Below are 25,056 nucleotides of genomic sequence, written 5' to 3' on the forward strand. Positions count from 1 at the left end.
GGTGTATAATTGTAAATAGGAGTTTTAGTAGAGGGGTGTGGGCTTTATGGAAGTATTCAAGTTAATGATAAGCACAATCAAAAATATAAGCATATTTTCAATTTTGGATATATTAGTGGTGGCGTTTATATTCTATAAAAGTTACATGCTAATGAAGGAAACAAGAGCTATACAATTATTAAAAGGAATGATTTTTATTTTTGTACTTATTCCAATAAGCCAATTGCTTAATTTAACAGTATTAAATTGGGTTTTAAATAAGACAATAACAATTGGTGTTTTGACTATTGTTATCATCTTCCAACCAGAAATAAGAAGGGCATTAGAGCACATCGGAAGAACAGCTTTTGCTGATAAACACGTATTTGAAGATGAACAAATAATGGAGAAGGTTATAATTGAAATTGTCAATGCTGTTGAAATTTTATCAAAAAGTAAAACAGGAGCACTAATAGTAATAGAACAAAGGACAGGTATTGGAGAAATCGTTAAAACAGGAACCACATTGGATGCTGTAATATCTACAGCTTTACTAGAAAATATATTTGTAGTTAATACCCCGCTTCATGATGGGGCTACAATAATTAGAAATGATAGAATAATAGCGGCAGGATGTTTTTTGCCTTTAACAAATAATGATGTGATAAGTAAGAAGCTAGGGACGCGACATAGAGCGGCAATAGGAATAACAGAAACTTCAGATGCTCTAACAATAATAGTATCAGAAGAAACAGGAACTATATCTATAGCAATGAATGGAAGATTGCTAAAGAACTATGACAAGGAGAAGCTTAAGAAAATACTTCTTCAAATAATAAAAAGAAGACAAAGTAAAAAAATAACTTTAAAGGAGAGAGCAAAGGCATGGATAAAAACGGAAAACAACAATTTATAATTAAAATTTGCTGCGTAATAGCTGCCTTTGCTTTATGGCTGTTTATATCAAGCACAGAAAATCCACTTACTGCTTATAAGCTTCAAGACATACCTGTACAGCTTTTAAATACAAATGTATTAACTCAGTCAAATCTCATTTTAGTACCAGGGCAAGATTTAACAACATCTATAAATATTAAAGGAGCTAGTACTAGTATAATTTTGGGGAAAAAAGCAGAAGATTTCACATTAGTTGCAGATTTAAGTGCATATGCTCTTAAATCTGGAGAACAAATGATTCCTATTGAAATAAGAAAAAGCCCTGATAATATAACCGTGGTAAATAGTAATAGCCTTTTTATAAAGGTAAACTTAGATAAACTGATTGAATCTAATCTACCGATAAGTGTAATTACAAGTGGAAAACCCAAAGAGGGCTTTTATGCATCTGAACCAGAATTATCTCAAAGTAATGCTAAAGTAGTAGGTGGGTCAAAGTTTGTAAATGTAGTAAAAAAAATATTGGTAGAAGTTAATATACAAGACGTGGAATCAAATATTGCAAAAACATACACGCTTAAACCAGTAGATGAAGACGGGAAGGAAGTAAAAGGAGTGGTTATAAATCCAGTTCAGATAGATGTCAAGATTCCTATAAGGAAGACTAAATCTGTAGGAGTAACGGTGAAAACCATAGGTAATTTAAATCCTAATTTTACGCTAGAGAGCATAAAAGTGCAGCCAGAACGATTTGATGTAACAGGAAGTGTAGATGCGCTTAGCAAGGTGGAAAATTTAAACACGGAAGCTATTGATCTAAGTAAAATAAACAAAAGCACTACGATGAATGTTAAGGTATTAATTCCAGGGGGATTAAGTTTAGTTAGTGGTACTGCTTTAGTTAAGGCTGAAGTTAATTTAGATGAGGTAGTTAAAAAGGATACAAATGAAGTAGAGAAAAAGAATATAGATGACGTAGTGCAAAAAAAACTAAGTCAAGACATCAAATATATTAATTTAGATGAAAAATATCAAGTGAAGCTCCAAAAAAATAATAACTCACTAATGGTTTCAGGTACGCAGGCAGTTATGAATTCTTTGGATTTAACAAAAATTAGCGCCGTAGTAGATTTAGCTAATTTAGCAGAAGGAGAGCACACTGTGAAAGTATTGGCAAGTATGCCAGAAGGAGTAAATTTAATATCGCAAGACGCAGATAAAATATTAGTAACTATTACGAAGAAGCAAACGGAGGTAACTACAGGAAATGACAATAAGGGTGAATAACATAGGGTTAGATATAGACGATACTATAGATACTATAAAAACAAAGGCAGCAAAAATAATGAGAGTTGATGAGAACGAAATAAAAGAATTTAGAATAGCTAAAGAATCAATAGATGCTAGGAAAAAAAATAACATTAAATTTAATTATGCTGCTTGTATTAAAATGGATGATGAGTTAAAAATCGTAGCGAGAGCAAATCATAAAGATGTTAAAATTGAAGAAGTTAAGTATAATGCTGAGTTTGAATTTGGAACGAGTGAGATGCAGCATAGACCTATAATCGTAGGAATGGGTCCAGCAGGTATGTTTGCTGGGCTTCTCATGGCGCAAAAGGGATACAAGCCTCTAATTATTGAAAGAGGAGAACAGGTAGAGCTTAGGACAAAAAGCATAAACAAATTTTGGACTAGGGCGGTGCTCAATACAGAATCAAATGTACAATTTGGTGAAGGTGGAGCGGGAACCTTTTCAGATGGAAAGCTAACTACAAGAATAAAGGACACTAGATGTGACTACATATTAGAGGAGTTTGTTAAAGCTGGTGCACCTGACGAAATATTGTATATTGGCAAGCCTCACATAGGTACAGACGTGTTAAAAGAAGTTGTGAAAAATATTAGAGAAACTATTATTAAGCTAGGTGGAGAAGTAAGATTTAATAGTAAGCTTTGCGATATAAAAATTAAAGATAAAAAGGTGAAAAGCATAATAGTAAATGGTGAAGAGTTGCCTTGTGATAACTTAATTTTAGCTCCAGGACATAGTTCCAGGGACACCTATGAAATGTTATATAAAAAAGGTATATTTATGTCTAGTAAGCCATTTGCAATGGGAGCTCGAATAGAGCATCCTCAAGATATGATTAATGAAAATCAATATGGAAAATATGCTAACCACCCAAGGTTAAAAGGTGCTGATTACAAGCTTACTTATACAAGTGGAAAATCTGGAAGAGCAGTATATAGTTTTTGTATGTGCCCAGGTGGACAAGTAGTCTCGGCAGCTTCAGAAGAGGGGTGCCTTGCAATAAATGGCATGAGTGAATATAAGAGAGATAAGGTTAATGCAAACTCAGCTGTAGTGGTATCTGTAGGTCCTAAAGACTTCGGATCAGATAGCCCACTTGCTGGTATTGAGTTTCAGAGGCATTATGAAGCCCTAGCCTATAAAATTGGAGGGTCAAACTATAATGCACCGGTGCAATTAGTTGGAGATTTCCTTGAAGGAATAGACAGTAACAAAATAGGTGGTATAAAACCAAGCTATACCCCGGGATATAAATTTGCTGATCTTACTGGGTGTTTGCCTAGTTATGTAACAGATGCTATAAAAGAGGCTTTACCTAAATTTGATTATAAAATAAAGGGTTTTGCAAGAGAAGATGCAGTTATGACTGGTATTGAAACAAGAACATCGGCGCCAGTAAGAATTGATAGAAACGAGGAGTTACAAAGTATATCTCTAGAGGGATTATACCCAGCAGGAGAAGGAGCGGGATATGCAGGTGGAATAATTTCTGCGGCAGTTGATGGATTAAAAACAGCAGAAAGTATAATGAAAAAATGGAAACCTGCATAAGAAATTTTTTTGAACGTTGGATTTCACTTGCGAAATATGTTAAAATATACTAAGAAGGGTTAAAATAGACAGTAGAAGGAGTGTAATCTAATGAGTAAAACTTTCGATAAAATATTAGACACCGCAAAGGCACAGGGGATGAAAACTGTAGTAGTTGCTGTAGCACAGGATGAACCAGTACTTGAGGCTGTGCGCGATGCTAAGAAAAATGGCATAGCAAATGCAATACTAGTAGGGGATAAAGAAAAAATAATATTTATTGCCAGAAACATAGGTATGGATGCAGAAGAGTTTGAAATTATAGATGAGAAAGACGTTAAAAAAGCATCATTAACTGCAGTTCAGATTGTATCCTCAGGAAAAGCTGATATGCTTATGAAAGGACTCGTAGAAACGGCCACATTCTTAAGAGCTGTATTAAACAAAGAAGTAGGACTCCGAACTGGTAAACTAATGTCGCACGTAGCAGTATTTGAGATACCGGATTATGATAGATTGATATTTTTAACAGATGTTGCATTTAATATGTACCCAGAATTAAAAGAAAAAAAAGGTATAATAAACAATTCAGTAGCGGTAGCAAAAGCTTGTGGTGTTGAACTTCCTAAAGTAGCAGTAGTTTGTGCAGTAGAAGTAGTAAACCCAAGTATGCAAGCAACACTAGATGCAGCAATGCTTTCAAAAATGAGCGATAGAGGGCAAATAAAGGGATGTGTTGTTGATGGACCTCTAGCATTAGATATTGCAATATCAGGCGAGGCTGCAAAACATAAAAAAATAGAGGGACCAGTAGCAGGCAAAGCGGATATTCTTGTAATGCCTAATATTGAAGCGGGAAATACTATGTACAAATGCTTAAATTACACTACTAAATCTAAGAGCGGTGGATTACTAGTAGGTACTTCTGCTCCTGTTATATTAACCTCTAGAGCGGATAGTCCTGAAACAAAGTTACATTCTATAGCACTTGCAGCATTAGTTGCAGAATATAATAAATAAAATTACTACTGGCTTAGGCTCGTGAAAATAGGTAGCAAGTTAAAGGTGATTAGCATACTTGCTTGCTATTTATTTGAATGCGATGTGAAGCACAAAGGAGGAACAATATGTCATATAAATTGTTAATTATTAATCCTGGTTCAACTTCTACTAAAATAGGTGTGTATGAAGATGAAAATGGAATTTTAGAAGAAACATTAAGACATTCTTCAGAGGAAATAGGTGAATTTAAAGGTATATATGAACAGTTTAATTTCAGAAGAGATGCTATATTAAATATACTTAAAGAAAAGAACTTTGATATAAAAACTTTGGATGCCATAGTAAGCCGCGGAGGACTTCTAAAAGCTATTGAAGGTGGTACTTATGCTGTAAATGAAGCTATGCTTCATGATTTGAAAATTGGAGTTCAAGGCCAGCACGCTTCAAATTTAGGAGGACTAATTGCAAGTGAAATCGGAAAATCTTTAGATATACCAGCATTTATCGTTGATCCAATAGTTGTGGATGAACTTATTGATGTGGCTAGAATATCAGGTATGCCAGAAATAGAAAGAAAGAGTATTTTTCATGCTTTAAATCAAAAAGCAGTAGCTAAAAGGTATGCAAAAGAAAATGGCAAAAAATATGAAGAACTTAATTTAATAGTAGCACACATGGGTGGCGGAGTTTCAGTAGGAGCTCACAAGGATGGAAGAGTTGTTGATGTCAATAACGGACTAGATGGAGAAGGCCCATTTTCACCAGAAAGATCCGGAGGATTACCAGTAGGAGATTTAGTTGAAATGTGTTTTAGCGGAAAATACACTTCAGAAGATATGCAAAAGAAGATAAATGGAAAAGGTGGATTTGTTGCTTATCTTGATACAAATGATGCTAGAGAAGTAATAGAGAAAGTAGAAGCTGGCGATAAAAAAGCTAAATTGATTTTTGAGGCTATGGCATATCAAGTAGCTAAGGAAATTGGACAATGTGCAGCAGTTTTATCAGGAAAAGTCGATGCTATAATTTTAACTGGAGGAATAGCTTATGGAAAGGCTACAGTTAATTACATAAAAGAAAGAGTAGAATTCATAGCAAATGTTGTAGTTTATCCAGGTGAAGATGAATTACTAGCATTAACTCAAGGTGGCTTAAGAATATTAAACGGTGAAGAAAAGGCAAAAGAATACAAATAACCAATATATTAATAAGTTGTTTTTATAATTTTAAAGTAATCTATCTAGGCAGCTTCAAAAAAATAGACTAGCATACCAGCTAGTTATTTTTTTGAAGCTGCCTTAAATCATCTCCTGCGGAGCTGCATATTAACGACTTCAGAAGGAGATTTATACTCCCACTGAAGTTTTCTATTTGTTAGGGTAAGTAACTCCCACTTATAGAAGTAGGAGACTTTCCCTCTGAAATGTCGTTAAAAATATTGAAATAATTAATTTCTATATTGAATATTTTAATTAATGATAATATAATGAATATAATGGAAGAAGGTGGTAAAGTATGGCGTGCAAAATATTAAGTAAATGTCCAATTTGTAGCTCTAGATTAAAAGTAACTAGATTGAAATGTGATGGATGTAATACTATGATGGAAAACCAATTTGAATTATCTAGATTTGATTATTTAAATTGTGAACAGTTAAATTTTGTTGAAGTATTCTTAAAATCTAGAGGAAACATTAAGGATGTGGAAAAAGAACTTGGCATAGCATATCAGGCAGTTACAGCAAAGCTAGATGATGTTATTGAAGCACTCGGGTATACTGTTTTAAATCAAAAAGCAGCCACTGATAAAAAGGATGTATTAGATATGTTAGACAAAGGTGAAATTACTGCTGATGAAGCATTAATTATGTTAACAACATTTCAGAAAAGGAGGGAAAATAATGAATGAAGAAATTTCAAGAATATTAAAAATGGTTGAAGAAGGTAAAATCAATTCAGAAGAAGCTATGCAGCTTATGGAAGCTTTAAATGGGGAAAGTAAAGAATTTATTATTTTAGATAAAGAAGCACCAAATAATAGCCACACTAATAGCAAAACACATTCTAAAATGCTCAAAATAAAGATAAAATCTAAGGGAATTGACAATGTAAATGTTAACCTTCCGCTGAAATTTGTAAGCGGTATGATAAAAACATTCGGGAGAATTCCAAACGTAAATGTAGATAGCATGGAAAATGTAGATATGGATGCAATGACTCAAAGTATACTAGATGCCATAGATAATGGAATGGATGGGAAAATCGTAGATATACAAAGTGGAGACGGAGATACAGTTGAGATTGTTATAGAATAATATTGCAAAGGCCTAGGAGCTGATTTAGCCCAACCCAAATAAGTGAGTTGGGCTATTTTTCTGACAAGTATACTGTAAAATACTGAGACTTTTTTTACAAATACTTATCACTGTAGTATAATATAATTAGTTTTCATGCATCTACACAAAAAAAATTACTATATATATACATAAATAGTAGAACAAAATAATAAGATTTTAGCATAGAGTACGATTAAATATTATTAAATTTAGAAAGTAGTTTTCAGTGAATTAATATAAATAAAAAAAGACTAATACAGGTTTGAAAATAAAACACTAACATATTGATTAGTTATTTTGTTTAGGATGACCTGTAATAAATCCATATAATATTGAGAAAGAGGTAGAAAAATATGAGTAGAATATTCGGGACAGATGGAGTACGTGGTATAGCAAATACAGAATTAACAGTGGAGCTTGCATATAAGTTAGGAAGATCAGGAGCGTTTGTATTAACAAGCGGAGCTCATAAACCTAAAATTTTAGTAGGAATGGATACAAGAGTTTCGGGAGATATGTTAGAATCGGCCTTAGTTGCAGGAATTTTATCTGTAGGGGCAGAGGCAATATGTCTTGGAGTAGTTCCAACACCCGCTATAGCATATTTAACTAGAAAATATGGAGCAGATGCAGGGGTTGTTATTTCAGCTTCTCACAACCCGGTAGAATATAATGGAATAAAATTTTTTAACAACAATGGGTTCAAGCTGTCTGATGAATTAGAGGATACAATACAAGCAGTCATAGAAAGTGATTTTAAAGGAGTACCATCACCAATAGCAGGTGATTTAGGTAAAAAAACAGTTAATCACAGTGCTGTAGAGGATTATATAGAATTTGCTAAATCTACTATTTCAGGAGACTTAAAAGGGCTTAAAATAGCATTAGATTGTGCTAATGGGGCTTCGCATATTACTTCAGTAAGAGCTACAAGAGATCTAGGAGCTGAGGTTTTAGTTATTAACAATGATCCAGATGGCATAAATATAAATAGAGACTGTGGATCTACTCATCCTGAGCATTTAATGGCTTTTGTTAAAGAAAATAATTGCGATTTAGGACTAGCGTTTGATGGTGATGCAGATAGATGTTTAGCTGTAGACGAGAAAGGAAATCTCATAAATGGAGATATTATAATTGCTATTTGTGCTAAACACTTAAAGGATATTGGTAAATTAACTAAAAATACAGTAGTAGTAACAGTTATGAGTAATTTGGGCCTTGATATTGCGATGAAGGAAGAAAACATAACTACAGTTAAAACTAAAGTAGGAGATAGGTACGTACTTGAGAAAATGCAAGAAGAGGGTTATAGCCTAGGTGGAGAGCAATCAGGACATGTAATTTTCCTAGATTTTAATACTACAGGGGATGGACTTGTATCAGGACTTCAATTAGCCACTGTTATTAAAGAATCAGGAAAACCATTATCGGAGCTTGCAGCAATGATGACAGAACTTCCGCAAGTATTAGTTAACGCAACAGTACCTAATGATAAAAAGGACATACATGAAACTGATAGTGAAATAGTTGAAGAGATTAGAAAAATAGAAGAAAAATTAGATGGTTGTGGAAGAGTGCTTATAAGGCCTTCAGGTACAGAGCCTTTAGTGAGAGTAATGCTCGAGGGTAAAGTACAAAGCGAATTAGACGTAATGGCGCATGCTCTTGCGAAATTAATCCAGGAAAAAGCAAATAAGTAAGATAGTATAAAATCTCATGATTGCTAAATAATATGGCAAATGACCTAAATTATAGTAGAAAAAAGTAACTATTAAGTTAACTTATCATTAAAAGCATTGACGTTTAGGTTATAAAATGAATATAATAGACTGAAAGCTTATGTGAAAGGTTCATAAGCTTTCAGTTTACGTATTTGTGAATGTAAATATTATGGTAAAGGAGGATAGAGAGAATTAGATGATTTTAAAGCGCCAGGACTCATAATGAGCATTAGTAGTTATTATGCATTATGAGTTGACGAGGATGGGGAGTATCGAATCTTCGGCGGATGCCCCGCGGTAGCGCACTACCGTTAATGGTTGATAAAAGCGATTAGTGATTTTCGTTACAAGATCAATCTGGTGTTAAAACCTTTATAAATATTACGAATAGCACCAAAGGTAATAAAGCACTTTAGTGTTGATTTGTGTAAAATTTTAAATTTGAGAGGAAGATGAATATGTGCGGAATAGTTGGATATTTTGGGAAAAAACAGGCTTCACCAATCTTGGTAGAAGGTCTTAGTAAATTAGAATATAGAGGATACGATTCAGCAGGAATCGCAATTATAAATGATGGAGTTTTAAGCGTTACAAAGTGCAAAGGAAGACTTGCAAATTTAGAGGCTCAATTATTAGAAGAGCCGCTTATTGGACAAGTGGGTATAGGACATACTAGATGGGCCACTCATGGTAAACCATCAGATGAAAATTCTCACCCACATACTAATGAAAAAGGAACTATTAGTGTAGTTCACAATGGGATTATAGAAAATTATATACGTTTAAGAGAATGGTTAATGTCAAAAGGATATAAATTTACATCTGAAACTGACACAGAAGTAATACCACACCTTATAGATTTCTACTTTGATGGAAATATTGTTGAAGCGGTAATGAAGGCTACTACTAAAATGGAAGGTAGCTATGCAATAGCGGTAATATCAAGTGATGAACCAGATAAATTAGTGGCAGTAAGAAAAGATAGTCCGTTAATAGTAGGTATTGGCGAAGATGAATTTTTTGTAGCTTCAGATATACCAGCAGTATTAAATCACACAAGAGAAGTATATTTATTGGAAGATAACGAATTTGTTGTAATTTCAAGTGATGGAATAAAGCTTATTAATGCAGAAAACGAAGTTATAGATAAAGAAGTGTTCCATGTAACTTGGGATGCAGAAGCTGCTGAAAAAGGTGGATATGAGCACTTTATGCTAAAAGAAATCCATGAACAGCCAAAGGCAATCAGAGATACAATGACATCAAGAGTAGTTCTAGGAGAGCCAATATCTCTAGATAAAATAACTATAACTAAAGAGCAAATTCAAAATTTAAATAAAATATATATAGTAGCATGTGGAACTGCATACCATGCAGGAGTTGTAGGTAAATATGTTATAGAAAAACTTGCAAGAATACCAGTTGAATTAGATATAGCTTCTGAGTTTAAATATAGAGATCCAATAATGGACGAAAACACATTGATGATAGTTATTAGTCAATCAGGAGAAACTGCAGACACTATGTCCGCTTTAAGGCTTGCAAAGTCAAAAGGTGCTAGAGTTATAGCAGTAACTAATGTAGTCGGTAGCGCAGCTTCAAGAGAAGCAGACGACGTACTATACACTTGGGCTGGACCAGAAATAGCAGTTGCATCTACTAAAGCTTATGTAACTCAGCTTATAGCAATGTATATAATAGCATTATTCTTTGCTCAGAATAACGAAACATTAAGCACAGATGAAATAGAAGAAATTAAAGCAGCTATGCTGGAGCTTCCAGAAAAGGCAGAGCAGGTGCTTAAAAATAAGGAAACTGTTCAAAAATTCACAGCAAAAACTTATATGCACAAAGATATGTTCTTTATAGGACGTGGACTTGACTATGCAGTTGCAATGGAAGGTTCATTAAAGCTTAAAGAAATATCTTATATTCATTCAGATGCCTATGCAGCAGGAGAGTTAAAGCATGGTCCTATAGCGCTTATGGAAGAAGGGACTATAGTTATAGCACTAGCTACTCAAGAAGAGTTATTTGATAAGATGGTAAGTAATATAAAAGAAGTAGCTACTAGAGGAGCAAAAGTATTTGCTTTTGCGCCAGTTGGACACACTGAAATTGAAAAATCAGTTTATTCCGTAACTTATATACCAAAAGTAATGGATATATTAGCACCAGTAATTTCAGTAATTCCACTACAATTATTATCTTACTACATGGCAATCCAAAAGGGATGCGATGTTGATAAGCCAAGAAATCTTGCAAAATCAGTAACGGTGGAATAATATAAAATAGATGGTATTCATGTGTATTCAAACAATGAATATTGTCCCAAAAATGAAGGAGTGAGAGGGTAACTCCCCGCACTCCTTTATTTTTTTATTACTCCGGGCCTCCACACGCAGATTATTATCAACGGTATGCTTAAATATAGTGTTAAAAAAAGAGGGTAAGTATTTAAAAATACTTACCCTCTTTTAAATGAAATATTGTTATTGTTTAACGACATTTCAGAAGGAAGTCTCCCACTTCTATAGATGGGAGTTACATACTCTAAAAAACAGAAAACTTAAGTGAGAGTATAAATATCCTTCTGAAGTCGTTAATTCATCTTCTTCGAAGATGTGCAGCTCCGCAGGAGATGATTTAACGTTCGTGCTGGGTTATTGTGTAGGGGCTGGTGTTTGTTCTTTTGCTGCTGCGTCTTCAGCTGCTTTGTCTGCAGCCGCTTTGTCTGCAGCTGCTTTGTCTGCAGCTGCTTTGTCTGCAGCTGCTTTGTCTGCAGCTGCTTTGTCTGCAGCTGCTTTGTCTGCAGCTTCGTTTGCGGCAGCTTCGTTTGCGGCAGCTTCGTCAGCAGCTACTTTGTCTGCTGCTGCTTTTGCAGCATCATCGCTTGCTTTTTTTGCAGCATCATCGCTTGCCTTTTTTGCAGCATCATCGCTTGCTTTTTTTGCAGCATCATCGCTTGCCTTTTTTGCAGCATCATCGCTTGCTTTTTTTGCGGCATCATCACTTGGTTTTTCTATGACTTTCTTTTCAGTTTTTATTTTACCATTTTCATTTAATTTGATATATAGAGTATCCATTAATACTCCGTTCCTATCAATTACTGTATTAGGACGAGTAAAGTCCTTTTGTTCTAGACCTTGGTGTAGATACTCCATATATTCTTTCCATATCTGACCGGGTTCATTAGCTCCATACATGTTTTGCGGCGTCGGAGTATCATCTCCTACCCATACAGATGTTGTATAATAAGGTGTATATCCTACAAACCAAGCGTCTTTTGATTGATCTGTAGTTCCTGTTTTACCTGCAGTAAAAGGATAGTTACTAAGGGCTAAATTTGAATGACTTCGACTTTCTGTTAGCACACCCTTTAAAGTATCTGTCATAAGATAAGAAGCTCCACTATCATATACTTTAGTTTGTGTATGTTTATTTTCAAATAATACCTCATTAATTACTGTATTGGTAATTTTACGTACATTAGTCGGGCTTACGAATACACCGTTTCTTGCGAGGGCTGAATAACCTGAAGCCATTTCAACGGAAGTAACACCCTTTGTAAAACCACCTATAGCGATTATAGGGTAAATATCTTGAGGAGTTATATATTTAAATTCCATGTTTTGTAAATATTTCAATGAATTCTTTACGCCCATTTCGTCCACTAATCTAACAGGGATAGTGTTTATAGATATCTCAACTGCATATCTTAAAGATACAGACCCTCTGTATTTAAAATCAACATTAGCGGGACCATTATCAAATGCTGCGTCTGTATATTCACTAGCGGGAATGTATCCTTTTTCAAATGCAGGGGTATATGCAAGTAATGGCTTTATAGCGGAACCTGGCTGTCTTACACCTAAGAAGGCTCTGTTAAAGGTGTTACCATCTTGGCTTCTACCGCCAACTATAGCTACTACTTCACCAGTACTATTATCTATAGTAACGCTTGCACCTTGCTTTTTATATAAACCTGTTTTGTCATCTGTGCTTGTATATTGCTCTAAATGACTATCTACTACACTTTGTAATTTTTCTTGTTTTGTAGTATCAATAGATGTATCTATCCTATATCTTCCACTAAGAAGTTGTTTTTCTTTATTCTCATATTCATCATTATATTTAGTGAAATAAGCTTTTCTATCCTTATCATTACTAAAAGAATATTTAGAAACAAAACCATCTTGCTCCATTAACTTTAAGGTTGCATTGTGAACAGCATATTGAATATCGTAACTCATAGGTTCAGGTGCTGTATGAGGTTTAATATTTAATTTGATAACTTCTGCTTTTGCTGTATCAAAATCATTTTGTGAAATTTGTTCTAAGCTTAGCATTTTATCTAAAACTAAGTCTCTCCTCTTTATAGCATTGTCCAGATGCGTCACGGGGTTATAAATAGATGGATTATTAGGTATTGAAATAAGCATAGCTATTTGAGATATACTTAAATCCTTATTATTCTTTTGAAAGTAAAATTGTGAAGCACTTTCAATACTATAACATCCATTGCCGAAGTTTATGTTATTTATATAAAATTCCAATATTTGCTCTTTTGAATATCTTTCTTCTAATTTCTGAGCTATAACAGACTCTTCTAATTTTCTCGATAAGGTTACGTCAAATGTAAGGAATACATTTCTTGCAAGTTGTTGCGTTATTGTTGAACCACCTTGTATGATATTGCCCTTGGATTTTATATATACCCAGGCAGCTCTCCTTATACCTTTATAATCTATACCACCATGTTCATAAAACCTTTGGTCTTCTATTGAAGTAATAGCTTTGCCTACATAGGGATTTAAGTCTGCTTCTTTTGTGTAATAATATGTATTGGTCTTAAATTCTTTTAATAGTTTACCATTAGTATCATAAAATTGTGTTGGTTTTCGGGTATTAAAAGCGGTTTCGTTTATGGTTTGTGCTATATTGTTAGCATCTTTTATAGTTGCCTCTATTTTAGCCCCATATTTAATATAACCATATCCTAAAGTTATCGTAGCTGATACGAAAATTATTGCAGAAAATATCAATAAACCTTTAACGATTTTTTTCCAAAGTTTCTTTTTAACCGGTTCTATTTTTACGGTTTCTACATTTTTATTCTTATCCATTAATATCTCCTCCTTTTTTTTATTATACAAAAAAATGTCCAGGGTTAGTCCTGGATGACCATGCTTCATATATACGCAAGGGGGGGGTCTTACTTGGTCGCCATAAGTATTATCCTATTTTTAGGTCTATATTCAATTGTTATTATGTGATAATTAAAGTGAATATTACTAAAATTGTAATGCTAGGTCACATAAAAGAGATCTTATGGGTCTCTTTTATACTATTAAAAAAGTGCTTATTTTATGTGTGTATAGTATAATTATTTTACAATTTTATCAATAACACCATGGTATATGATTTACTTTCTATAGGTGTTAATTATTTCTTATTGGCATTTCAAACGTTAGCCATACAATGTATCCATCCTCCTAGAACAATATAATTATTACAATATATTATAACATAAATAATGTAACATGAATATTTATGTTATATATAAAGTATTAACAAAATATATATTTTGATGAAACATCATTATTAAAAAATATAAATAAAAACTTCTTTACATAACATTCATATAGTGATATTATAAATCTAATTTAATAAATCAGTTAATTCTCATCAAGAGAGATAGAGGGACCGGCCCGATGACATCTCGGCAACCATCAGACGTTATTGTCTGAATAGGTGCTAAATCCTGCGCTAATTTCATTGTAACTTAGCGGAAGATGAGAGAGGTGTCTTTGTAATTTTATACCTCTTTCATCATTATATAATGATGAAAGAGGTTTTTGTTTTTATTGTAAATTGAAAGTAAAATTTAATAGTGTCTTATCAAGAGAGGTGGAGGGACTGGCCCTATGAAACCCGACAACCAGTATCATTATTATGATACATGGTGTTAATTCCTGCAGCATTGCTGCAAGATAAGAATAAGTTTGGCAATAGAGCCCAAGTTTATTCTTGGTCTCTATTTTTTTTTAGAGCAATGTTTAAATAAAGTATCAAAAGGTAAAGATGAATTATAAGAAATGAAAAGGAGAAGGGATATCATGATTAAAGTTAGAGGTGTAAGTAAAAGTTTTTCAGGGGTGAAAGTGTTAAATGATATTTCTTTTACAGTAGAGGAAGGTGATATTTATGGGGTTATTGGTCATAGTGGAGCTGGTAAATCCACTTTGCTTAGATGCTTTAATGGGCTTGAAACCTATGATACAGGTACTATTAATATAATGGAAAAAGGGGTAAAACAGCTAAGTCAAAAGGAACTTCGAGAGTTTAGGAAAAATGTTGGCATAATATTTCAAAGTTTTAATCTTATTAATAGTAAAAATGTTTTTGAAAATATAGCATTTCCACTAGAAATATGGGGAAACGATAAAAATTTTATTAAAAAAAGAGTAGATAGTTTAATAGAGTTAGTAGGACTAAAGGATAAAGTAAACACCAATGTAAAACAACTTAGCGGAGGTCAGAAGCAAAGAGTTGGAATCGCAAGAGCGCTTTCACTTAATCCGAAAATATTACTTTGTGATGAAGCCACCTCTGCACTAGACCCTAAAACTACAAAATCCATATTAGGGCTTTTAAGAGATATCAATAACAAATTTAATATAACAATTATTGTAGTTACTCATCAGATGGAAGTGGTAAAAGAAATTTGTAATAAATTTATTCTTTTAGAAGGAGGGGAAATTAAAAGCCAAGGCATTACCGATGAACTATTTATTAGGCCAACAAAGGAAATGCAAACACTTATGGGAGAGGAAGAATTACTGCCTAGTACGGGATATAACATTAAAATATTTTTTACAAAGGAAATTACTCAGAGTTGTCTTATAACATCAATTGCCAGGGAGTTAAATATTGATTTTTCAATAGTATGGGGAAGGCTTGAAAAATTTAGGGATAACGTAATGGGAAGTCTTATAATAAATGCGAGTGAGGATAATAAGGAAAAGATATTAAACTATTTAGATGAAAAATCAATAGCGTGGGAAATAAATGATTGTTTAATGCAGAATGATGGATATATCAATTAATAACTGTTATCTACTTAAGAGGAATACAAAGGGGGAGTATAAATGCTATTTAAAGAAATTTTATTACCTGCACTAATAGACACAATATATATGGTAACAGTATCCACGGTTTTTACAGTTATTATAGGATTTATTTCAGCAGTGGGATTAATTATAACTGGTCCTAAAGGTTTAAGGTCAAACACTTTAATTTACAAAGGATTAAATTTAGTAATAAATATACTTAGGTCTTTTCCCTTTATTATATTAATGATATCTATATTTCCTTTAACTAAGTTTATAGTTGGAACAACCATAGGTACGAATGCAGCTATAGTTCCTCTAACGCTTGGTGCAGCACCTTTTGCTGCAAGAATAATAGAATCTGCACTTTTAGAAGTAGATTATGGAATTATTGAAGCCGCTAAATCTTTTGGTGCAAAAACCTATCAAATTATATTTAAGGTTATGCTAAAAGAGGCAATGCCCTCTATAGTTCTTGGAGTTACGTTAACAATAATAAACATTATAGGTTACTCAGCTATGGCTGGAACAATTGGTGGAGGGGGACTTGGAGATGTAGCCGTAAAATATGGTTACTATAGATTTAAGTCAGATATCATGATATACACTGTAATTATATTAATCGCAGTTGTGCAAATCATTCAAGCCTTAGGAAATATATTGTACAGAAAAATGATTAAATAAATTTTGAATTATAAAAATATTAAAAGAAAAATAAGAGGGGGAAATTAAAAATGAAAAAAATACTAAGCATATTATTAACAGTAGTTGTGATTTTTACACTGAGTGGATGTGGAGCAAAAAAAGAGGTGGCTGTAACTGAGAAAAAAATCATTAAGGTAGGTGCATCACCGGTGCCTCATAAAGAAATATTAGAGGCTATAAAGCCAATTCTCGCAAAAGAGGGATATACTCTTGAAATAGTAGAATTTACTGACTATGTGGCACCAAACACTGCACTAGCCGAGGGACAATTAGATGCTAATTTCTTTCAACATATACCTTATTTGCAATCCTTTAGTAAAGAAAAGGGAGTGGACCTAGACTATACTGTAAAGGTTCATCTTGAACCTATGGGCGTGTACTCTAATAAATATAAAAAGCTCAGTGATTTAAAAGATGGAGCTAAAATAGCTATTCCAAGTGATCCTACAAATGGAGCAAGAGCACTTAGAGTGCTTGAGAAGGAAGGGCTATTAAAACTAAAAAGTGGAGATCTTATTTCTAAACTTGATATTACTGAAAATAAAAAGAATTTTAAAATAACTGAATTAGAGGCTCCCCAACTTCCAAGGATTTTAAAAGATGTGGATGCAGCGGTTATAAATTCAAATTTTGCAATAGAAGCCAATTTAAATCCGACAAAAGACGCACTAGTAATTGAATCAAAAGATTCTCCTTATGCTAATATACTTGCAGTTAGAAAAGAAGATAAAACTAAACCTTATATAGAGGCACTTTCAAAGGCGTTAAATTCTCCAGAAGTTAAAAAAATCATTGAAGATAAATATAAAGGAAATATAATTCCTGCTTTCTAAATAAAAATATAAAACCATAAAATCATTTTGCTTTGGGCGTAATAGTCGAAAGTAAGATGATTTTTTTATAGTAAAGCATAAAGTTTAACGGCATCTTTATACTTTTATCTTTTTAAAAATTCATTTTATACCTTATTAGTGTATAATTACCGTATGCAAATCAATTTTTGGAATAATTAATTCTAAAATGCATAATAAGGAGAATATTATAATATGGAGGTTTAAAAATGAGTGTATTATTTCAAGCAATAAATAATTTTTTTGATTTTATAGTTCCTATTGCGGATTTTCTATGGGAATTTCCAACTAATTTTAAGTGGTATCAAAACATTCCGGTTTTAGGTAATTTTGCATTCGCAGTTATTTTACTTTTAGGAACAGGAATTTATCTTACATTTAAAACTGGATTTATTCAAGTTATGGCATTTAAAAAAGGAATTAAGATTCTTGCTACAAAGAAGGAAACAGATACTGGAGTTAGTTCATTAGAGTCATTTTTACTAAGTTCTGCTATGCGTGTAGGTCCAGGTAATATTATGGGGGTTACAGGAGCAATATCTGTTGGTGGACCAGGTGCACTATTTTGGATGTGGGTTTCAGCTTTCTTTGGAATGTCTACGGCTTTTGTAGAATCAGTACTTGCACAGCTTTTTAAGGAAAAAAACGGAAATGAGTACGTAGGAGGACTACCCTTTTATGGGCAAAAGATTTTGGGCAATAAACGTTGGGTAGGTGTCGTACTGTCTTCACTTTTCATAATATATGCACTGTTTGTTATCCCATCTCAAGCTTTTCATTTATTTACAAGCTTCGGTTCAATAGCTGATACTGTAACTGGGAAGACCTTTGGACGTCAATCTACTGTTTATTATGGTATAGCAATAGTCTTAATAATTACAGTTCTTTTAACTGTAATTGGAGGAATTAAAAGAGTTACGGCGGTTACAGACATAATAGTACCTATTATGGCGGTTATATATACAATTATAGTTGTTTTAATAATATTAGTTAATTTAGATAAAGTTCCATATTTCTTTAAAGAAGTAGTTGGTGGAGCATTTAAACCTAATGCATTATTTGGTGGAGCATTTGGAGTGGCTTTAGCTCAAGGAATTAAGCGTGGGTTAATGTCCAATGAAGCTGGACAAGGAACAATTACAATGGCGGCAGCTACAGCGGAGAATAAACATCCTGCAGAACAAGGATTTGTACAATCCCTAGGAGTTTTTCTTGACACGATGGTAATATGTAGCATGACTGGATTTGTTATTGTTATGGCTCATGTTTGGACAGGTACTGCTGGAGTTGCTTGGGAGAATATACAAGCGTCTAAACTTACAGTTTATCTATCCTCAATCAAATACTTGGTTCCTGGTACTGCATTGGATGGAGCAGTTACGATTATTGTTTCACTATGCTATGGAATGTTTGCATTTACAACATTGCTCGGATTAATATTATTTGCAGAAGTCTCCGCAAATTTAATATCTAGAAATAAGAAATTTATCATGGGAATACGTTTGGTTGGTGCATTATTCTTTGTTCCATTTGGAGCACTAACAGTTCTTGCAGGCTTAGAACTTACAAATTTATGGTACATAGGTGATTTTGTAAATATTGTTTTAGTTTATGTGAATGTTCCAATTATATTAATTGGATCTAACACTGCATTAAAAATATTGAAAAATTACAAAAAAACCGATGGAACTAAGTTTAAGTCAAAGTCTATTGGTATTGATACTGATTTTTGGAAATAAGGTGCAAATAAACTGGATAAACAGGTCATTTATTAAGTTTTCTTAAAAATAACATGGCTTAAAAGAGGGGAATTATACTATTTAGGGAATACTTTAATAGAGATAACTATTTTCTTTAAGTAGAAAAACAAGGAGGCATTTTATGAAAACATTAAAGGGCACAAAAACAGCTGAAAATCTTATGAAATCATTTGCAGGTGAATCACAAGCTAGGAATAGATACACTTATTATTCGTCTATAGCGAATAAAGAGGGATATGTACAAATAGCTAATATATTCACAGAAACAGCAGATAATGAGAAAGAGCATGCTAAAAGATTTTTTAAGTTTTTAAATGAAAGTTTAAATGGAGAAGTGGTAGAAATTAATGCCACATATCCTGTAGGTCTTGGAGATACTAAAGCAAATTTATTGTCAGCAGCAAATGGAGAAAATGAAGAGTGGTCAGATCTTTATCCAGCATTTGCAAAAGTTGCGCAGGAGGAAGGCTTTGAGGATATCGCTTTTGTTTATAGAAAAATTTCTGAGGTTGAAAAACATCATGAAGAAAGATACAGAGAACTATTAAGTAATATAGAAAATAATACAGTATTTAATAAAGATGAATCAGTTATTTGGAAATGTAGAAACTGTGGTTATATTTTTGAGGGAAAAAGTGCTCCTAAATTATGCCCAGCTTGCGCACATCCTCAAGCATATTTTGAAATATTCTCTGAAAAATATTAACGACATTTCAGAAGGAAAGTCTCCCACTTCTACAAGTGGGAGTTACATGCCCTAACAAATAGAAAACTTCAGTGGGAGTATAAATCTCCTTCTGAAGTCGTTAATATTGCAGCTCCGCAGGAGATGATTTAATAGTATTTCAAATGATGCTGAATTAAAAATGCCGTAGCAACGTTTGTGGATTCCTAATATAAAACATAAAAACAACCCTCAAATTTAGTTAATTTGGGGGTTGTTCTATATGACGTTTTGACTTGGTAGTTGTAATGTATAAGTATTCAGTGTGAAATCTTAGTATATAATTATAATAATCTGCAACGTATTATGAGAGATAATTATATCTCTTATACTTGAAGTTAATGTTATAATGCAGCATATAGTGTGAGCTGTTATTTAGTATAAATTGTATTTTGCTTGCTTGTGCAAATGAAATCCATCATGGGGGAATAGAATGAAGAAAAGAAGTATATTTATTTTTCTAGTGTTAATTATAATTATCTTTTTAGTATGTAACCCCTCTAATTCTTTAGAGATTACTAAAACAGATGAAAAAACAATTTTAAAATATCTCGATGAAAAAACAAATGATATTGATGAAGCAAGAGAAGGAAAAATGTACAGTGCATTTACTGTTTTGGGAAAAGATAAAGATAAAATATATATTTGGTTATTAAAACAAGGTTATTTTAAAGAGGGAGATAAGCTAATCCAAGAAAATGGAACATCAATTCCTGTAGTTCTATATATCAAGAATGGTAAGAATGGAATTGAAATTACCAATCATAAATATCCAGAGGATGGAATTGGCTATCCCAAAAGCATGAAAAAACTATTCCCTTCTTATGTTGAAAACACAATTGGTAATAATTACAATGAACGTGCAGACAAACTCGAAAAAATTATAAAAAATAGAGCTGATGAAGATTTTAAAAATTAAAATATAGCTCAAAATATGAATCCAATAGATTTAAAGCAAACGCTGTAACTAAACTTGTATCAGCAATTTAAAGTAATAAGGTCCTAATTTTAGGACCTTATTTTGTTGGAGTTACATTAAGTAAGTTATTTTGTTTTTGTAAACTTTCAATATATTCAAGCATTATAGATTGATTCTTAACTAACATTTTTTGATCTTCAATTAATAAATCCATTTTTTTATGCATATCTTGAATAATTAATTCTGATTTAAGATTTATTTTATAATCATTTTTTGATTTTATTCTATCTTTATCTTCCTGTCTATTTTGACTCATCATTATTACAGGTGCTTGTATAGCGGCAGTACACGATAGTACTAGATTAAGAAGTATAAATGGAAAGGGATCAAATGAGTTCTTTAAGAGTATATTTAATACTATCCATATTGCTATAATTGCTAATGCTGCAATTATAAAACTCCAGCTGCCTACTGATGCGGCTATTTTATCAGCCATCTTATTTCCAAAAGTAAGAGTTTGTTTATGAGTAATCGTAGTATCTTTGGATATCTTATTTCCTATTAGGTCATGCAATAACTCTTCTTCAATATCGTTAAAAATCTCTCCTTGCTCTAATATTTCATTTACAATTCTTTCTGTATCTAAAGCATCATTTCTGTTTGACATAGGAATACCCCCTCATATAACTTTAAAGTGTATATATAGTTAATTCATATTAAAATTTGTTTTGTTTCATTGCTAGATGTACATAATTATACTATAATTCACATTTTCCACATAGGTATTTTATGTAAATATCATGTCTTTTAGATATATTACATTAAATATAAAATGAACTATTTGGATTTAATAGTTGAGTAAAAAACAGCACTTAAAATAACGATTCCTCCTAGGATTTCTCTTAATGTTGGTATTTCTTTTAATAAAAAAGCGGCAAATATTATACCGTAAACTGGCTCGAGGCTGGAAATGATTCCTGCTGTTTGTGTTTTAATATTTTTCAAACCATTTATGAATAATGAATGAGAAATTCCAGTGAAAACTATACCTAATAGAATCAGTAAAAAAATATCTTTAAGCCCAAAAACAGGTTTTTTCAAGATGAAAAAAGGAGTTAATACAATTGTAGCTACAAATTGTTCGTAAAAAGCAATTACGAAGCTTGAATATTTCTTTACATATTTTCTATTAAGCATTGAAACAATCGCATAAGTAAAACCAGATACTACTCCCCATAAAACTCCCTGGGTTAAATTATTAGAAGGGTCAAACCCTGGGATTATAAGCACTACCCCTAAGAATGTAACAATTGCAATTATAATGTCAGATAACTTAATTTTTTCTTTGAAAAAGTATGGCTCGAGAAAAGTAACGAAAACAGGGAACGTAGTAAATGTTAGTAATCCTATTGCTACTGTAGATACCTGAATAGATTTAAAAAAAGTACTCCAGTGGATTGCTAAAATTACTCCTGTTATAGCAAAATAGAAATAATGCTTTTGCTGTTTTGGTTTCATGTCTTTCTTAAGATAAAGCAACATAATTAATAAAAAAATACTTGAAAAGAAAACCCTCCCAAGGACAATTATTATTGGAGACAATGAGAGCAATTTTCCAAATAATCCTGATAATCCGAATAAGAAAACTGCTAAATGTATTTCTATTAAACTTTTATTTTTTACATTCATATAATCACTTCCAATTCAATATGTAAGACCTCTGAATTTCATAAAATAAAACAAAGGTAACTTATTACAAATCAAATTATAGCATGAAATTTCAATAACATTATTAAACATAGTCTTTTTATTTTAAAAAAACAATGAGATGCAGTTGACAATTAATGTATTTAGGCATACTATACTTATATGCACATGTGGGTATATAGGCATGAAGTTATTGTAGCTTCGAAGAAGATAATGAACAGCTTCGAAGAAGATGAGCTTAAAGGATGGGAAACGTATGGAAAAATTAATTAATTTATTTAAAGTGCTATCTGATGAAACAAGACTTAGAATTTTAGTATTGCTATATCATAAAAAACTCTGTGTATGCCAAATTCAAGGGATATTAGGAGAAACGCAGCCTAAAATTTCAAAGCATCTAGGTAAACTTCGTGATATGGGATTTGTAAAAGATGAAAGACAAGAACAATTTATATACTATTACATTGACAAGGATAACGAGCTTCTTAAAGAGGTACTAGAGAAAATAATCTTAGATTCAGAAAATTATGCTACGATTCAAGAGGATTTAAAAAGCCTTCAAAAAGGTGATAAATTTGTTGAAATGTTCAAAAGCAAATGCAACCCTAATAGGTAATTCTGCAGCTCTGCAGGAGATGATTAAATTAGAATAAAGGTAGGTGAAAATTATGAATCTAATAGCACAAATATTTACTTGGATAGACAATGAAATTTTAAAAATGACTTGGCTCTCAAATCTTATTCAAGGGATTGTAGAAAACATATTTGGATTATCAATTAAAGAAAGATTAGGTGGTAGCGTACATTTTTTTATTTATGACACTATAAAAATATTTATACTGTTGTCGGTGTTGATTTTTCTTATATCCTATATTCAAAGTTATTTCCCACCAGAAAGAACAAAAAAACTTCTTGGGAACATTAAGGGGATTAAGGGAAATATACTAGGGGCATTACTTGGAACCATTACACCATTTTGTAGTTGCTCTAGTATTCCAATATTTATAGGATTTAACGCAGCAGGGCTTCCACTTGGAATAACTTTTTCCTTCCTTATATCTTCACCACTCGTAGATTTAGCATCACTATTAATTTTAATGTCATTCTTTGGTGCGAAAATTGCTATAGCCTATGTTGTTGTAGGGCTAATTTTAGCAGTAGCAGGTGGAACTATTATTGATAAATTGGGACTTGAAAAGTATGTAGAAGGCTATGTGAAAGAAATTGAGAATGTAGATGTAGAATTAATTGAGATGACAAGAAGCGAACGGATATCTTATTCAAAGCAGCAGGTCAAAGATGTATTTTACAAGGTTTGGATATATGTTTTAATTGGTGTTGGCGTTGGCGCTGCAATTCACAATTGGATACCACAATCAATAATAGAAACTGTAGTTGGAAATAATAATCCTTTTGCAGTATTACTGGCAACTGCTGTAGGCATACCAATGTATGCTGACATATTCGGCACATTACCAATAGCGGAAGCATTATTTGGTAAAGGTGTAGGAATTGGTACAGTATTATCATTTATGATGGCAGTAACTGCTCTTTCACTTCCATCAATAATTATGCTTAGTAAAGTTGTTAAGCCTAAATTATTAGTTATATTTGTGGCGATAGTTGCAACAGGTATAGTTATAATTGGATATCTATTCAATGCATTTTCATTTATGTTTGTTTAAAAAGTATAAATCTAAAGGGGGAATTATTATGATAATTAAAGTTTTAGGTTCGGGATGTGCTAATTGTAAAAAACTAGAGGAAAACACAAGGAAGGCAGTAGAGGAGTTAGGCATTGAGGCAACTATAGAAAAGGTTACTGACTTTAAATTAATAATGGCTTATGGAGTTATGAAAACTCCTGCTCTAGTAGTTGATGAAAAAGTGAAGATAATGGGAAGAGTTCCATCAGATGACGAGATTAAGAAATATTTATAATTAACCCAGTAAAGTAGGAAAAATTGGTTTGGTAGGGGTACCGATAGCATTAAAGTTGGCTAAGGACCCCTAAAATTAAAAATTTTTTATCTGTTTTCATATATTACATTTTAGAATTTACATCTTCCTACTAAAATGCTTATATGCTATAAAAAATGCTGACAATTGAATATACAATGCTCCAATAGAAATAAACGCTGGTATTTTATAATCAAGCCAAACAAATACAAAAGCCATTATTGCAAAAAGAACACTCGCTATAGTACTAGCAACAGAATAAGCAATTCTTAAAATTTGAATATTTCTTTCATCCTTTAATTCAATTTCTTCTTCCTTTAATTTTACAATAGAAGTTCTTTTATAATGAATTAATTTAACTGTTCCGATCGCTACAAATGCACAACCTAAACCAGTAAACATCCCCATAAGCATATTAAAATTATTTGAGTCATCAGGAATTCTTATAGCACATACTACCCCAAATATAAAAGTTATAACCCCAACAATAACTAAAGTTGCCCAAAATTTATTACTTTTAACTGATTTACAAAACAT

22 protein-coding genes and 2 riboswitches are annotated in these 25,056 nt (G+C 32.4%); of the genes, 18 read left to right on the plus strand and 4 right to left on the minus strand.

Annotated elements, in window-relative coordinates:
• Positions 1-46 precede the first annotated feature (46 nt).
• The 9 genes from cdaA to glmS all read left to right on the plus strand — a co-directional run bounded on the left by cdaA (position 47) and on the right by glmS (position 11,067).
• On the plus strand, positions 47-895 hold the full coding sequence (gene cdaA / locus ACWJJ7_RS13615) for a diadenylate cyclase CdaA (protein WP_462962552.1): 849 nt from the start codon (positions 47-49) through the stop codon (positions 893-895).
• Entirely contained in the window at positions 865-2,163 is a 1,299-nt protein-coding gene (locus tag ACWJJ7_RS13620) for a CdaR family protein (protein WP_462962553.1), read from the plus strand. The genes cdaA and ACWJJ7_RS13620 overlap by 31 nt, the downstream gene beginning before the upstream one ends.
• Positions 2,144-3,742 carry an NAD(P)/FAD-dependent oxidoreductase gene (locus ACWJJ7_RS13625; RefSeq protein WP_462962554.1) on the plus strand — a complete coding sequence of 533 codons (1,599 nt, stop codon included), beginning with the start codon at positions 2,144-2,146 and terminating at the stop codon, positions 3,740-3,742. The genes ACWJJ7_RS13620 and ACWJJ7_RS13625 overlap by 20 nt, the downstream gene beginning before the upstream one ends.
• A gap of 90 nt (positions 3,743-3,832) precedes the next feature.
• Complete coding sequence (gene ptb, locus ACWJJ7_RS13630) at positions 3,833-4,741, plus strand: phosphate butyryltransferase (RefSeq protein WP_462962555.1); 909 nt, start codon at positions 3,833-3,835, stop codon at positions 4,739-4,741.
• A 107-nt stretch (positions 4,742-4,848) separates the two neighbouring features.
• Positions 4,849-5,919, plus strand: coding sequence for a butyrate kinase (gene buk, locus ACWJJ7_RS13635; protein ID WP_462962556.1), 1,071 nt, complete (start codon positions 4,849-4,851; stop codon positions 5,917-5,919).
• 319 nt (positions 5,920-6,238) lie between these two features.
• Positions 6,239-6,631, plus strand: a complete 393-nt coding sequence (locus ACWJJ7_RS13640; protein ID WP_462962557.1) for a DUF2089 family protein — start codon at positions 6,239-6,241, stop codon at positions 6,629-6,631.
• The gene (locus tag ACWJJ7_RS13645; protein ID WP_462962558.1) at positions 6,624-7,037 is read left to right on the plus strand and encodes an SHOCT-like domain-containing protein; all 414 of its coding nucleotides are present in this window, start codon (positions 6,624-6,626) and stop codon (positions 7,035-7,037) included. The genes ACWJJ7_RS13640 and ACWJJ7_RS13645 overlap by 8 nt, the downstream gene beginning before the upstream one ends.
• A 374-nt stretch (positions 7,038-7,411) precedes the next feature.
• Positions 7,412-8,761 carry a phosphoglucosamine mutase gene (gene glmM, locus ACWJJ7_RS13650; protein ID WP_462962559.1) on the plus strand — a complete coding sequence of 450 codons (1,350 nt, stop codon included), beginning with the start codon at positions 7,412-7,414 and terminating at the stop codon, positions 8,759-8,761.
• 479 nt (positions 8,762-9,240) lie between these two features.
• Positions 9,241-11,067 (plus strand): glutamine--fructose-6-phosphate transaminase (isomerizing), encoded by a 1,827-nt coding sequence (gene glmS / locus ACWJJ7_RS13655; protein ID WP_462962560.1) that lies wholly within the window; start codon positions 9,241-9,243, stop codon positions 11,065-11,067.
• A gap of 378 nt (positions 11,068-11,445) precedes the next feature.
• On the opposite strand, the gene ACWJJ7_RS13660 is transcribed toward glmS, so the two are convergent.
• A complete protein-coding gene (locus ACWJJ7_RS13660; protein WP_462962561.1) occupies positions 11,446-13,908 on the minus strand; it encodes a transglycosylase domain-containing protein in 2,463 nt (820 codons plus the stop codon).
• A 556-nt stretch (positions 13,909-14,464) separates the two neighbouring features.
• A riboswitch (SAM riboswitch) is annotated at positions 14,465-14,584 on the plus strand.
• Positions 14,585-14,677: 93 nt separating this feature from the next.
• Positions 14,678-14,782: riboswitch (SAM riboswitch) on the plus strand.
• A 119-nt stretch (positions 14,783-14,901) separates the two neighbouring features.
• Between ACWJJ7_RS13660 and ACWJJ7_RS13665 the strand changes: the two genes are divergently transcribed.
• The 6 genes from ACWJJ7_RS13665 to ACWJJ7_RS13690 all read left to right on the plus strand — a co-directional run bounded on the left by ACWJJ7_RS13665 (position 14,902) and on the right by ACWJJ7_RS13690 (position 20,853).
• Positions 14,902-15,891: a methionine ABC transporter ATP-binding protein gene (locus ACWJJ7_RS13665; RefSeq protein ID WP_462962562.1), complete on the plus strand. Its 990-nt coding sequence runs from the start codon at positions 14,902-14,904 to the stop codon at positions 15,889-15,891.
• 42 nt (positions 15,892-15,933) lie between these two features.
• Positions 15,934-16,578 carry a methionine ABC transporter permease gene (locus ACWJJ7_RS13670; protein WP_462962563.1) on the plus strand — a complete coding sequence of 215 codons (645 nt, stop codon included), beginning with the start codon at positions 15,934-15,936 and terminating at the stop codon, positions 16,576-16,578.
• A gap of 50 nt (positions 16,579-16,628) precedes the next feature.
• Positions 16,629-17,432 (plus strand): MetQ/NlpA family ABC transporter substrate-binding protein, encoded by an 804-nt coding sequence (locus ACWJJ7_RS13675; protein WP_462962564.1) that lies wholly within the window; start codon positions 16,629-16,631, stop codon positions 17,430-17,432.
• Between the two features lie 227 nt (positions 17,433-17,659).
• Positions 17,660-19,189 carry an alanine/glycine:cation symporter family protein gene (locus ACWJJ7_RS13680; RefSeq protein WP_462962565.1) on the plus strand — a complete coding sequence of 510 codons (1,530 nt, stop codon included), beginning with the start codon at positions 17,660-17,662 and terminating at the stop codon, positions 19,187-19,189.
• Between the two features lie 142 nt (positions 19,190-19,331).
• Positions 19,332-19,916, plus strand: coding sequence for a rubrerythrin (gene rbr, locus ACWJJ7_RS13685; RefSeq protein ID WP_462962566.1), 585 nt, complete (start codon positions 19,332-19,334; stop codon positions 19,914-19,916).
• A gap of 451 nt (positions 19,917-20,367) precedes the next feature.
• Complete coding sequence (locus ACWJJ7_RS13690; protein ID WP_462962567.1) at positions 20,368-20,853, plus strand: hypothetical protein; 486 nt, start codon at positions 20,368-20,370, stop codon at positions 20,851-20,853.
• A gap of 97 nt (positions 20,854-20,950) precedes the next feature.
• Here the strand turns inward: ACWJJ7_RS13690 and ACWJJ7_RS13695 are convergent, their stop codons facing one another.
• Positions 20,951-21,520: a DUF1003 domain-containing protein gene (locus ACWJJ7_RS13695; protein ID WP_462962568.1), complete on the minus strand. Its 570-nt coding sequence runs from the start codon at positions 21,518-21,520 to the stop codon at positions 20,951-20,953.
• Positions 21,521-21,690: 170 nt separating this feature from the next.
• Positions 21,691-22,542 (minus strand): DMT family transporter, encoded by an 852-nt coding sequence (locus tag ACWJJ7_RS13700; RefSeq protein WP_462962569.1) that lies wholly within the window; start codon positions 22,540-22,542, stop codon positions 21,691-21,693.
• 274 nt (positions 22,543-22,816) lie between these two features.
• Between ACWJJ7_RS13700 and ACWJJ7_RS13705 the strand changes: the two genes are divergently transcribed.
• The 3 genes from ACWJJ7_RS13705 to ACWJJ7_RS13715 are packed head-to-tail and all read left to right on the plus strand — an operon-like array spanning position 22,817 to position 24,501.
• Complete coding sequence (locus ACWJJ7_RS13705; RefSeq protein ID WP_462962570.1) at positions 22,817-23,176, plus strand: ArsR/SmtB family transcription factor; 360 nt, start codon at positions 22,817-22,819, stop codon at positions 23,174-23,176.
• Positions 23,177-23,228: 52 nt separating this feature from the next.
• Positions 23,229-24,245, plus strand: a complete 1,017-nt coding sequence (locus ACWJJ7_RS13710) for a permease (RefSeq protein WP_462962571.1) — start codon at positions 23,229-23,231, stop codon at positions 24,243-24,245.
• 28 nt (positions 24,246-24,273) lie between these two features.
• Positions 24,274-24,501, plus strand: a complete 228-nt coding sequence (locus tag ACWJJ7_RS13715) for a thioredoxin family protein (protein WP_462962572.1) — start codon at positions 24,274-24,276, stop codon at positions 24,499-24,501.
• A 117-nt stretch (positions 24,502-24,618) separates the two neighbouring features.
• Here the strand turns inward: ACWJJ7_RS13715 and ACWJJ7_RS13720 are convergent, their stop codons facing one another.
• A complete protein-coding gene (locus ACWJJ7_RS13720; protein WP_462962573.1) occupies positions 24,619-25,056 on the minus strand; it encodes a hypothetical protein in 438 nt (145 codons plus the stop codon).

The sequence above is a fragment of the Clostridium sp. CM042 genome (genome assembly GCF_055080995.1).